Origin of the sequence: Pseudomonas sp. CM25 (genome assembly GCF_013179705.1) — a bacterium.
Taxonomy (GTDB): domain Bacteria; phylum Pseudomonadota; class Gammaproteobacteria; order Pseudomonadales; family Pseudomonadaceae; genus Aquipseudomonas.
In genome coordinates, this window is the sequence record NZ_JABMCW010000166.1 from 1 (window position 1) to 11,946 (window position 11,946).

General features: G+C 63.7%; 8 protein-coding genes. 4 read left to right on the forward strand and 4 right to left on the reverse strand.

What is annotated here, in order from left to right; all coding sequences use genetic code 11:
* Positions 1 to 1,047 (forward strand): RNA polymerase sigma factor (locus HP546_RS17525; RefSeq protein ID WP_172227802.1); only part of this gene is annotated, 1,047 nt, incomplete at its 5' end.
* Between the two features lie 227 nt (positions 1,048 to 1,274).
* On the opposite strand, the gene HP546_RS17530 is transcribed toward HP546_RS17525, so the two are convergent.
* Positions 1,275 to 1,745, reverse strand: a complete 471-nt coding sequence (locus HP546_RS17530) for a MaoC family dehydratase (protein ID WP_012273633.1) — start codon at positions 1,743 to 1,745, stop codon at positions 1,275 to 1,277.
* A 34-nt stretch (positions 1,746 to 1,779) separates the two neighbouring features.
* Positions 1,780 to 2,724: an alpha/beta hydrolase gene (locus tag HP546_RS17535; RefSeq protein ID WP_172227804.1), complete on the reverse strand. Its 945-nt coding sequence runs from the start codon at positions 2,722 to 2,724 to the stop codon at positions 1,780 to 1,782.
* Positions 2,725 to 2,942: 218 nt separating this feature from the next.
* Between HP546_RS17535 and fadD2 the strand changes: the two genes are divergently transcribed.
* Both fadD2 and fadD1 read left to right on the forward strand, forming a co-directional pair.
* Positions 2,943 to 4,631 (forward strand): long-chain-fatty-acid--CoA ligase FadD2, encoded by a 1,689-nt coding sequence (fadD2, locus tag HP546_RS17540; RefSeq protein ID WP_172227806.1) that lies wholly within the window; start codon positions 2,943 to 2,945, stop codon positions 4,629 to 4,631.
* Positions 4,632 to 4,965: 334 nt separating this feature from the next.
* Positions 4,966 to 6,663 carry a long-chain-fatty-acid--CoA ligase FadD1 gene (gene fadD1 / locus HP546_RS17545; protein WP_172227808.1) on the forward strand — a complete coding sequence of 566 codons (1,698 nt, stop codon included), beginning with the start codon at positions 4,966 to 4,968 and terminating at the stop codon, positions 6,661 to 6,663.
* A gap of 152 nt (positions 6,664 to 6,815) precedes the next feature.
* Here fadD1 and HP546_RS17550 read toward each other — a convergent pair whose 3' ends face one another.
* Both HP546_RS17550 and HP546_RS17555 read right to left on the reverse strand, forming a co-directional pair.
* Entirely contained in the window at positions 6,816 to 8,123 is a 1,308-nt protein-coding gene (locus HP546_RS17550) for an FAD-binding oxidoreductase (RefSeq protein WP_172227810.1), read from the reverse strand.
* 24 nt (positions 8,124 to 8,147) lie between these two features.
* Entirely contained in the window at positions 8,148 to 9,512 is a 1,365-nt protein-coding gene (locus HP546_RS17555) for a glutamine synthetase family protein (RefSeq protein ID WP_172227812.1), read from the reverse strand.
* A gap of 458 nt (positions 9,513 to 9,970) precedes the next feature.
* On the opposite strand from HP546_RS17555, the gene hrpA reads away from it, so the two are divergent.
* On the forward strand, positions 9,971 to 11,946 hold a 1,976-nt coding region (hrpA, locus tag HP546_RS17560), incomplete at its 3' end, for an ATP-dependent RNA helicase HrpA (RefSeq protein ID WP_172227814.1).

Consider the following 11,946-nt stretch of genomic DNA (forward strand, 5'->3'; position numbering starts at 1 on the left):
GTCTCTACCGGGCGCTTCAAAGCCATCGATGCATTGCGTCGGCGCGCGCGTTTCGCTCGTTCCCAGGCGGACTTGGGCATGCTGCTTGAAGGCCAGTCGCAAGACCCCAGCGATGAAGAGCTGCTGGCGGACGACCGCCTGCGGCTGATATTCACCTGCTGCCACCCCGCGCTGTCGGCCGATGCCCAGGTGCCGCTGACCCTGCGCGAAGTCTGTGACCTGACCACCGAGCAGATCGCCCGCGCCTTCCTGCAAAGCCCGGCGGCCATTGCCCAGCGTATCGTGCGCGCCAAGGCCAAGATTCGCGAAGCCGGCATCCCTTACCAGGTACCGGAACTGAACGAACTGCCCGAGCGCCTGGAGAGTGTGTTACGGGTGATCTACCTGGTGTTCAACGAAGGTTATTCAGCCTCATCGGGTGAGTCACTGCTGCAGCAGGAACTGAGCGATGAAGCCATTCGCCTGGCACGTATGCTGGTGCAATTGTTGCCGGATGCTGAGGCGGTCGGTTTGCTGGCGTTGATGCTGCTGCAGGCGTCCCGGCAGCAGGCGCGAACCGATGCCCAGGGCAACCTGGTGGTGCTGGAGCAGCAAGACCGCGGTCTGTGGGACCGGCAGCGGATTGACGAGGGCTGCGAGTTGGTCCGCCAGGCCCTGCAAAGCCGGGCGTTTGGTGCCTATACCGTGCAGGCGGCGATAGCCGCGGTGCACGCTGAAGCGGCAACGGCAGAAGAGACTGACTGGGCGGAGATTGTCGGGCTGTATGACGTATTGCAGCGGCACTGGCCATCAGCCGTGGTTGAGTTGAACCGTGCGGTGGCGTTGGCGAAGCGGGATGGGCCGCAGGTTGGCTTGCAGGAAGTCGAAGGGATTCTGGCGCGCGGTGAACTGCTGGATTATCACTTGGCGTATGTGGCGCGGGCCGAGCTGCACTATCAGCTGGGGCAGGTGGAAGAGGCGCGTGCAGCCTGGCGGCAGGCACTGGCACTGACCCGGCAGGCGCCGGAGCGGCGGCATATCGAGCGGCGGTTACAGGCTCTTGAATGATGTTGGCAGTACCGGCCCTATCGCCGGCAAGCCAGCTCCCACAGGGTCACTACAAAGCCTGAGCCTGTGGTGCTCCTGTGGGAGCTGGCTTGCCGGCGATAGGGCCGGCACTGACTGCATCAATCTTCAGCTCCCACAGGGTCATTACAATGTCTGAGTCTGAGCTTGTGGTGATCCAGTGGGAGCTGGCTTGCCGGCGATAGGGCCGGTACTGACTGCATCAAACTTCAGCTGGCCACAAAATTCGGCGGCGACACCAGCTCGACAGTCTGCTGCTTGCGCGGCGCCAGGATCTCGGCCTCACCCTGTACGACCAGCTCATCGTTCTGGTTGTACACATTGGTGGCGATGCGCACCTTGAACTTGGGCAGCTTCTCGAGAATTTCCAGGCGAACGGTCAGGGTGTCGCCGATCTTTACCGGTTTCTGGAAGCTCATCTGCTGGCCCAGGTAAATGGTGCCTGGCCCAGGCAGGGTGCAGGCCACTGCGGCACTGATCAGCGCGCCGCTGAACATGCCGTGGGCAATCCGCTCGCGGAACATGCTCTTGGCCGCGAACTCTGCGTCCAGATGCACCGGGTTGTGGTCACCGGACATGGCGGCAAACAGCTGGATGTCGCGCTCTTCGACAGACTTCTTGTATTCCGCCTTCTGGCCGACTTCGAGGGCTTCGTAAGGCGTGTTGGTGACCTGGGACATCGTGGCTTCCTTAAGCGGTAGGCGAGGGCGGCTATCATTCACTGCGCACAGGGCGGCCAAGGGCCAGCGCCTGTTCGAGCCAGCCGAGGATATCGGCGGTAACCTCGTCACGGTTGGTTTCGTTGAGTACTTCATGCCGCGCCTCTGGATAGACGCGCAGCTGCACATGTCGATTGCCGGTCGCGCGCAGGGCGTCGGCCAGATGGGTGAGACGCTTGCCGGCACTGACCGGATCACATTCACCACCGATTATCAGCACAGGCAGGTTCGGATCGATCTGCGCGAGGTTACTTGGCTGGCTGATCTGCGCCAAGCCTTGCAGCAGGTCGAGCCACAACTGGTTGCTGCACCGAAAGCCGCACAACGGGTCGTTGACGTACAGGTCGACCTCGGCAGGGTCGCGGCTGAGCCAGTCGAACGCCGTACGGTTGGGCTTGAAGGCCTTGTTGAAGGACCCGAACGACAGCCACTCGATCAGTGCGCTCTTGCCCAGCGGCCCCTGGCGCCACGCCTCCAGCCGGGCGATCAGCCGCGCCACGCGGTACAGCGCCGCCGGCTGGTAGTTGGAGCCGCTGAGAATCGCCCCGTGCAGGCTGCCACTGTGGTGCAGCAGGTAGGCCTGGGCAATGTAGCTGCCCATGCTGTGGCCAAGCAGGAACAGCGGCGTACACGGGTACTGCTGGCCGATGTGCTGGGCCAGCAGACCCAGGTCGTCGACCACGGCATTCCAGCCATGATGGCGGGCGAACAGGCCGAGGTTGCCCAGTTCGGCGGTGCGCCCGTGGCCGCGCTGGTCCGCGGCGAACAGGGCAAAGCCGGCCGCGCTCAGGGCATGCCCCAGGCGTTTGTAGCGCCCGGCATGCTCGGCCATGCCATGGGCCAGTAGCACCACGGCTTTTACCGGCGTGTCCGGCAGCCATTGGTGCACATGCAGGCTGCAATGCTCGCTGGCGGGCAGCCAGAAGGCGTCGTGGAGCATGGTGGATCCTTGTGCGCACGGGTACCCGGACAGTGTATGCACAACCGGCCGGATTGCAGGAAGGGCACAAATAAGATTCACAATGTTAATGGCGGCACTTGGCGTGTATGCCGCCTTGGGCTTACCTGCTAACGTCGGAGCAACGCCTTTTTGCCCTCGGGCGATCAGGTAAAGGACTAAAGGACGCAGTGCAGGTCCAGGCAGAGGAACAATAATAAATGCAAGCCGACTTCTGGAATGACAAGCGCCCGGCGGGCGTGCCTTCCACCATCGACATCAATGCCTACGCCTCGGTCGTCGAGGTGTTCGAGCGCTCCTGCAAGCGCTTCGCCGATCGCCCGGCCTTCAGCAACCTGGGCGTTACCCTGACCTACGCGGAGCTGGAGCGCCATTCGGCAGCCTTTACTGCCTGGTTGCAGCAGCACACAGACCTCAAACCGGGTGACCGCATCGCGGTGCAGATGCCCAACGTGCTGCAGTACCCGATCGCCGTGTTCGGGGCCATGCGCGCCGGCCTGATCGTGGTCAACACCAACCCGCTGTACACCGAGCGCGAGATGCGCCACCAGTTCAAGGACAGCGGTGCACGTGCGCTGGTGTTCCTGAACATGTTCGGCAAGCGGGTGCAGGAGGTGCTGCCCGATACCGGCATCGAGTACCTGATCGAGGCGAAGATGGGCGACATGCTGCCCACCGCCAAGGGCTGGCTGGTGAACACCGTGGTCGACAAGCTGAAAAAGATGGTGCCAGCCTATCAGCTGCCCCAGGCCACATCGTTCAAGCAGGTGCTGCGCCAGGGGCGCGAACTGGCCCCCAAGCCGGTCTCGCAGAACCTCGACGACATCGCCGTACTGCAATACACCGGCGGCACAACCGGCCTGGCCAAGGGCGCGATGCTCACCCACGGCAACCTGGTGGCCAACATGCTGCAGGTGCTGGCCTGCTTCTCGCAGCATGGCCCCGACGGGCAGAAACTGCTCAAGGACGGCCAGGAGGTGATGATTGCGCCGCTGCCGCTTTATCACATCTATGCCTTTACCGCGAACTGCATGTGCATGATGGTCACCGGCAACCACAACGTGCTGATCACCACCCCACGGGATATTTCCGGCTTCATCAAGGAGCTGGGCAAATGGCGCTTTTCCGCGTTGCTGGGGCTTAACACCCTGTTTGTCGCGCTGATGGATCACCCAGGCTTCCGCCAGCTTGATTTCTCGGCGCTCAAGGTCACCAACTCGGGCGGCACGGCGCTGGTCAAGGCCACTGCCGAGCGCTGGGAAGCGCTCACCGGTTGCCGCATTGTCGAAGGCTACGGCCTGACCGAAACCTCGCCGGTGGCCAGCACCAACCCCTACGGCCAGCTGGCGCGCCTGGGCACGGTGGGCATCCCGGTGCCAGGCACGGCGTTCAAGGTGATCGATGACGAGGGTAACGAACTGCCGCTGGGCGAGCGGGGCGAGCTGTGTATCCAGGGGCCGCAGGTAATGAAAGGTTACTGGCAGCAGCCCGAAGCCACTGCCCAGGCCATGGATGCCGACGGCTGGTTCAAGACCGGCGACATCGCCATCATCGACCCGGACGGTTTTACCCGCATTGTCGACCGCAAGAAGGACATGATCATCGTCTCGGGTTTCAACGTGTACCCCAACGAGATCGAGGACGTGGTGATGGGCCACCCCAAGGTCGCCAACTGCGCAGCCATCGGCGTGCCGGACGAGCGTTCCGGCGAGGCGGTGAAGCTGTTCGTGGTGCCGCGCGAGGGTGGGTTGAGCGTGGATGAGCTCAAGGCTTATTGCAAAGCCAACTTCACCGGCTACAAAGTGCCCAAGCACATCGTGTTGCGCGAGTCGCTGCCGATGACCCCGGTGGGCAAGATCCTGCGGCGGGAACTACGTGATATAGCCTGAGTCTTGTGTCGGCTTCTTCGCGGGTGAACCCGCTCCTACAGTTAGTGCACAACAAGGAGCGGGTTCATCCGCGGATGCCCAAGACGCTCTAACAAGCGGATCACAGCCGAATCTGCGACATTTTGGATAATTACTCTAAAAATGACCTGTATCGTCCATTGAGTCATTTTTGTGACCGTAAGGCCTGTTTTGGCCTCTAGGCGACCCCCGGCAAAGCTGTTACTCTCGGCCCGCTTTCAGATGATCCGGTTTGCAACGAACCGTCATCTCATATCAATAATAAGCGCATAGACGCGTAAACCGAACTTCGCTGTTGCTGAAGGAGTGGGCTTCCATGATCGAAAATTTTTGGAAGGATAAATACCCAGCCGGGATTACGGCGGAAATCAATCCTGACGAATTCCCCAATATCCAGGCGGTACTCAAGCAATCCTGCCAACGCTTTGCCGACAAACCGGCCTTTAGCAACCTGGGCAAGACTATCACCTATGGCGAGTTGTATGCGCTGTCCGGGGCGTTTGCCGCCTGGCTGCAGCAGCATACCGACCTCAAGCCGGGTGACCGCATTGCCGTGCAACTGCCCAATGTCCTGCAATACCCGGTCGCGGTATTCGGTGCCATGCGCGCCGGGCTGATCGTGGTCAACACCAACCCGCTGTACACCGCGCGGGAGATGGAACACCAGTTCAACGACTCCGGCGCCAAGGCCCTGGTGTGCCTGGCCAACATGGCCCACCTGGCCGAAAAGGTGGTGCCCAAGACCCAGGTCAGGCACGTCATCGTCACCGAAGTGGCCGACCTGCTGCCGCCGCTCAAGCGCCTGCTGATCAACAGTGTGATCAAGTACGTGAAGAAGATGGTGCCGGCCTACAACCTGCCGCGTGCCGTGCGCTTCAACGACGCCCTGGCACTGGGCAAGGGCCAGCCGGTGACCGAGGCCAACCCGCAGGCCAACGACGTGGCAGTGCTGCAGTACACCGGCGGTACCACCGGGGTGGCCAAGGGCGCGATGCTGACCCACCGCAACCTGGTGGCCAACATGCTGCAGTGTCGGGCACTGATGGGCGCGAACCTGCACGAAGGCTGCGAAATCCTCATCACCCCGCTGCCGCTGTACCACATCTATGCCTTTACCTTCCATTGCATGGCCATGATGCTGATCGGCAACCACAACGTGCTGATCAGCAATCCGCGTGACTTGCCGGCCATGGTCAAGGAACTGGGCAAGTGGAAGTTCAGCGGCTTCGTCGGCCTCAATACCCTGTTCGTTGCGCTGTGCAACAACGACGCCTTCCGCGCCCTGGACTTCTCGGCGCTGAAAATCACCCTGTCCGGGGGCATGGCCCTGCAGCTGAGCGTGGCCGAGCGCTGGAAGGCCGTGACCGGCTGCGCCATCTGTGAAGGCTACGGCATGACCGAGACCAGCCCGGTGGCGGCGGTCAACCCGGCCGAAGCCAACCAGGTGGGCACGATCGGCATTCCGGTGCCTTCGACCCTGTGCAAGATCATCGACGATGCCGGCATCGAGCTGCCACTGGGCGAAGTCGGCGAGCTGTGCGTCAAGGGCCCGCAGGTGATGAAGGGCTATTGGCAGCGCGAGGACGCCACTGCCGAGATCCTCGACAGCGAAGGTTGGCTGAAGACGGGCGACATCGCCCTGATCCAGGCCGATGGCTATATGCGTATCGTCGACCGCAAGAAGGACATGATCCTGGTCTCGGGCTTCAACGTGTACCCCAACGAGCTGGAAGACGTGCTGGCAGCATTGCCGGGTGTGCTGCAGTGCGCGGCCATCGGAGTGCCGGATGAAAAGTCCGGTGAAGTGATCAAGGTGTTCATCGTGGTCAAGCCGGGTATGACCGTGACCAAGGAGCAGGTGATGGAGCACATGCGTGCCAACGTCACCGGCTACAAGGTACCGCGCCAGATCGAGTTCCGCGATGTGCTGCCGACCACCAACGTGGGCAAGATCCTGCGCCGTGAACTGCGCGATGAAGAGCTGAAAAAGCAAGGTTTGAAGAAAATCGCCTGAGGCCCCCCGGCCCTTGTAGGAGCGGCCTTGCGTCGCGAAAGGGCCGCGAAGCGGCCCCGGCATTTTCAGCGTCACGGCTGAGAACCTGGGGCCGCTTCGCGGCCCTTTCGCGACGCAAGGCCGCTCCTACAGGGGTTGCGCGGGCATCACGCTCAGCGCAGTTTCTCAAGCATCTGGTAGTACCACATCCCCGCCGCCAGCAGCGGGTTGCCCAGCAAATCCCCCATCGGCACGCGCACGTGCTTGCACTGCGCAAAGGTGTCGAACTGCTGCAAGGTGCCGGTCAATGCCTCGGCCATGATCTCGCCCATGATGTGGCTGGTGGCAATACCGTGCCCTGAATAGCCCTGGCAATACCACACGTTGTCCGACAGCTTGCCCAGTTGCGGGATACGGTTGACCACGATGCCCATGGCGCAACTCCACTGGAACTCGATCGGCACTCCTTTCAACGCGGGGAACGTACGCTCGATACACGGGCGCAGTTCGCCTTCGATATCGCGTGAGTCACGCCCGGAATAGTTGGCGCCACCGCCAAACAGCAATCGCTTGTCGGCGGTCAGGCGGTAATAGTCGAGCACGAAGCGGCAGTCGTATACCGCCAGGTCCTGCGGGTTGATCTGCTCGGCCAGTTCACCCAGCGGCGCGGTGGTGACAATGCCGCCCATGGCCGGGAAGATCTTGCCCTTCAGCTGGCGGTTTTCCAGTTTGTGATACACATCGCCGGCCAGCATCACCTGGCGTGCCTCGACCCGGCCATGGGCTGTGACCACCGCCGGGCGGGGGCCGTGGACGATGTCCAGCACCTCGGAGTTCTCGAAGATCAATGCACCCAGGCTGTGCGCGGCGCGGGCTTCGCCCAGGCACAGGTTGAGCGGGTGCAGGTGCAGGTTGCGCAGGTTCTTCAGCGCACCCAGGTACAGCGGACTTTGCAGGTGCGCGGCCATGCCATCGCGGTCCAGCAGCTGCACCTGCTCGCCCATGCCCCGGCGCCGGGCCTCGGCCTCGAAGGCACGCAGCTCGTTCATGTGCGAAGGCTTCATCGCCGCATGCAGGTGGCCGCGCTTGAGGTCGCAGTCGATGCCATAGCGCGCTACGCGCTGCTCGATGACCTCATGCCCGCGCCAGCGCAGGTGCCAGATGAAATCGTCGACTTCGGCGCCCAGCCGGTTGCGCATCTGCGCGCGCATGGCCTTGTCCCCCGACAGGCTGCCGGTGACCTGGCCGCCATTGCGCCCGCTGGCGCCCCAGCCAATGCGGTTGGTCTCGACAATGGCCACCTTCAGGCCCCGTTCGGCCAGTTCCACTGCCGTGGCCACGCCGGTGAAGCCGCCACCGATGATGGCCACATCCACCTGTACCGTGCCCTTGAGTTGCGGGTACTCGGTGTGGTCGTTGAGGGTGGCGCTGTAGTAGGACGGCGCGCGCTGCGCCGGCCCTTTGTTCAATGCTGCGTTCATGGGTGTTCCTTGTTGTATTGGGGCTCACGCCTGGTGCAGGTACCAGCGCCAGTCCTGTTCGCTGACCTCGGCCATGAACTGACGGTACTCGGCGCGCTTGACCTTCAGGTAGACGCCCAGAAAGTCCTCGCCCAGGGCTTCGCGGGCCCAGCTGGACTGCTGCAGCGCGTCGAGGGCGGTTAGCCAGTCGGTGGGCAGGTGCTCGGTGGCCTGGGCATAACCGTTGCCTTCCACTGGTGCGCCTGGGTCAAGCTGCTGGCGGATGCCCCAGTGGCTGGCGGCGAGGATCGCTGCGGCGGCCAGGTACGGGTTGGCGTCGGCGCCGCAGATGCGATGCTCGACATGCCGGCTGTTGGCCGGGCCGCCCGGCACGCGCAGGCTCACGGTACGGTTGTCGACGCCCCAGGTTGGCGCCAGTGGTGCGTAGCTGTTGGCCTGGAAGCGGCGGAACGAGTTGGCGTTGGGGCAGAACAGCAGCAGCGAGTCGCGCAGGTGGCGCAGCATGCCGGCCACGGCATGGCGCAGCAGCGGGGTGCCGGCCTTGTCTTCGCTGGCGAACAGGTTGTTGCCGGCGCTGTCGGCCAGGCTCAGGTGCATGTGCATGCCGGTGCCGGCCAGTTGCGCGAACGGCTTGGCCATGAAGCAGGCCTGCATGCCATGGGCATGGGCTACACCTTTGACCAGGCGCTTGTAGCGCACGGCCTGGTCCATCGCCTGCAGCGCATCGCCGTGCTCGAGGGTGATCTCCACCTGGCCCGGGGCGTACTCCGAAATTGCCGTTCGCGCCGGGATGCCCTGGGCTTTGCAAGCGGCGTACAGGTCGGCGAGGAACGGCTCGATCTGCTCCAGTTCGCGCAGGCCATACACTTGGGTGGATCGGGGGCGGCCGCCATCGTTGTCCAGTGCCGGCTGCGGGCGGCCATGGGCGTCGCGCTGCTGGTCGAGCAGGAAGAACTCCAGCTCACAGGCCATCACCGGGTGGTAGCCGTCGGCTTTCAGCGCATCGATGGTGCGTACCAGGACATGGCGCGGATCGGCGATGCTGGCGGGCAGGCCCTCGCTCGGGTGCATGCTCACCTGCACCGCAGCGGTCGGCACCCGGCGCCAGGGCAAACGCACCAGGCTGCCTTCAAGCGGGTAGGCACGGCAGTCGATGTCGCCCACGTCCCACACCAGGCCGGAGTTTTCCACGTCGTCGCCGTTCAGGGTCAGGCCGAGGATGGTGCTGGGCAGTGGCCGGCCGGTCTGGTACACGGCCAGCAGTTCGTCACGGTGCAGCAGTTTGCCGCGCGGCACGCCGTTGGCGTCGAGGATGAACAGTTCGAACAGCTCGATATCGGGGTTGTCGGCCAGGAAACGGCTGGCCTGCTCTACAGGTGCAAAGGGCATGATGGATTCGCTCACGGGCGCACAGGCCACCGCGCAAACGGGCGGCCCAGCTGAGTCAAACGGCCAGAAGGCGGCCGGGTTTGGTCACGATGGCGTGTGCGAAGTATCCGGTGGGCGTGCGTGGCGGCAGTGCCACAAGGCCCAGAAGGCGAGGATGATGTGCACCAGCGGATTTTCCCCGGCACGGCTCCGGGCCTTCGGTAGCGAAGGGCGGGAAGACGGTGGGGCGATGGCTGGGGCGGGAGTCATGCCTTTGATACTCACATGCGGCGTAAGGTTGATTAAAGCAGTGAATGGCAACCTTTACATCGAGCCTGACTAAACATTCTGCCGCTGTGCGAACCCTGTAGGAGCAGGTCCAGCCTGCACAGCAAAGTAGGGCCAAATCTGCGACAATCGCGCATCCTTCGAATGCCGATCATGAAAAAGCAGGCTCACCTGCGTCACTAAAAAGCCCCATGACTGACCACGCCATCGACAAACTGCTGCAAAACCTCGACCACGCCATGATCGCCGACCGCCATCGCCTGCGCCGGCAAATGCATGAACTGCGCAAGCGCCCCGACGAGGCGAAGCTGGCCCAATGGGTGGAAAAGGTCCAGGCCTCTTGCGCCCAGGTCACTGCACGCCAGCAGAGCGTGCCCACCGTGCGCTACGACGACAGCCTGCCGATCGCCGCCAAGCGTGACGAAATCAAGAAGGCCCTGGCCGAACACCAGGTGCTGGTGATCGCCGGCGAAACCGGGTCGGGCAAGACCACCCAGCTGCCGAAGATCTGCCTGGAACTGGGCCGTGGCAGCCATGGCCTGATCGCCCACACCCAGCCGCGCCGGATCGCCGCACGCAGCGTGGCAGCGCGGGTCGCCGAAGAGCTGGGCACGCCCCTGGGCGGGCTGGTTGGCTACCAGGTGCGTTTCGAAGACCAGAGTGACTCCAATACCCTGGTCAAGCTGATGACCGACGGTATCCTGCTGGCCGAAACCCAGCACGACCGCCTTCTGGAGCGTTACGACACCATCATTGTCGACGAAGCCCACGAACGCAGCCTGAACATCGACTTCCTGCTCGGCTATCTGAAAACCCTGTTGCACCGCCGCCCGGACCTGAAGCTGATCATCACTTCGGCGACCATCGACCTGGAGCGCTTCTCCAGGCACTTCGACGGCGCGCCGATCATCGAGGTGTCGGGGCGCACCTTCCCGGTAGAAACCTGGTACCGACCGCTCACCAGCGAGCAGGACGAAGAAGGCAACCAGATCGAGGACGACCTGACCGTCGACCAGGCCATCCTCGCCACGCTGGACGAGCTTGCGCACCACGAGCGCAGCGAGGGCAAGGGCCCAGGCGATGTGCTGATCTTTCTGCCGGGCGAGCGGGAAATCCGCGATGCCGCCGAAATCCTGCGCAAGGCGCAACTGCGTCACACCGAAATCCTGCCGCTGTATGCGCGCCTTTCGCCCGCCGAGCAGCAGCGCATTTTCCAGTCGCATACCGGGCGCCGGGTGATTCTGGCCACCAACGTCGCCGAGACCTCGCTGACCGTGCCCGGCATCCGCTACGTGATCGACACCGGCACCGCGCGCATCAGCCGCTACAGCTACCGCGCCAAGGTCCAGCGCCTGCCCATCGAAGCGGTGTCGCAGGCCAGTGCCAACCAGCGTAAAGGCCGCTGTGGGCGGGTCGAGCCGGGTATCTGCGTGCGCCTGTACAGCGAAGAGGATTTCAACGGCCGGCCTGCGTTTACCGACCCGGAGATCCTGCGCACCAACCTGGCCGCGGTGATCCTGCAGATGCTGCACCTGCGCCTGGGTGCCATCGATGCTTTCCCGTTCATCGAACCGCCAGATGGCAAGGCCATCAGCGACGGTTTCAACCTGCTGCAGGAGCTGTCGGCGGTCAACCGCGAGAACCAGCTGACGCCGCTCGGCCGCCAGTTGGCGCGCCTGCCGATCGACCCGCGACTGGGCCGCATGTTGCTGGAGGGCGCCCGCCAGGGCAGCCTGCAGGAAGTGCTGATCGTTACCAGTGCGCTGTCGGTGCAGGACCCGCGCGAGCGCCCGCCAGAGCGCCAGCAGGCGGCCGACCAGGCGCACGCACAATGGAAGGACGTGGATTCCGACTTCGCCGCGCTGGTCAACCTGTGGCGCGGCTTCGAAGAGCAACGCCAGGCGCTGACGGCCAGCCCGCTGCGCAACTGGTGCCGGAAGAACTTCCTCAACTACTTGCGCCTGCGCGAGTGGCGCGACGCCCATCGCCAACTGGCGCTGATCTGCCGCGACCTGCAGTTGACGGTGAACAAGGAACCGTCCGACTACCAGAAAATGCACAAGGCCATTCTCAGTGGCCTGCTCAGCCAGATCGGCCAGAAGACCGAAGAGGGCGACTACCAGGGCGCCCGCCAGCGGCGCTTCTGGGTACACCCGTCGTCGGGCCT

What these genes read in the sequence shown, in the direction of transcription:
- HP546_RS17530 (WP_012273633.1), bottom strand. Translation starts at nt 1,745, where the DNA reads ATGTCCCAGGTCACCAACACGCCTTACGAAGCCCTCGAAGTCGGCCAG.
- HP546_RS17535 (WP_172227804.1), bottom strand. Translation starts at nt 2,724, where the DNA reads ATGCTCCACGACGCCTTCTGGCTGCCCGCCAGCGAGCATTGCAGCCTG.
- fadD2 (WP_172227806.1), top strand. Translation starts at nt 2,943, where the DNA reads ATGCAAGCCGACTTCTGGAATGACAAGCGCCCGGCGGGCGTGCCTTCC.
- fadD1 (WP_172227808.1), top strand. Translation starts at nt 4,966, where the DNA reads ATGATCGAAAATTTTTGGAAGGATAAATACCCAGCCGGGATTACGGCG.
- HP546_RS17550 (WP_172227810.1), bottom strand. Translation starts at nt 8,123, where the DNA reads ATGAACGCAGCATTGAACAAAGGGCCGGCGCAGCGCGCGCCGTCCTAC.
- HP546_RS17555 (WP_172227812.1), bottom strand. Translation starts at nt 9,512, where the DNA reads ATGCCCTTTGCACCTGTAGAGCAGGCCAGCCGTTTCCTGGCCGACAAC.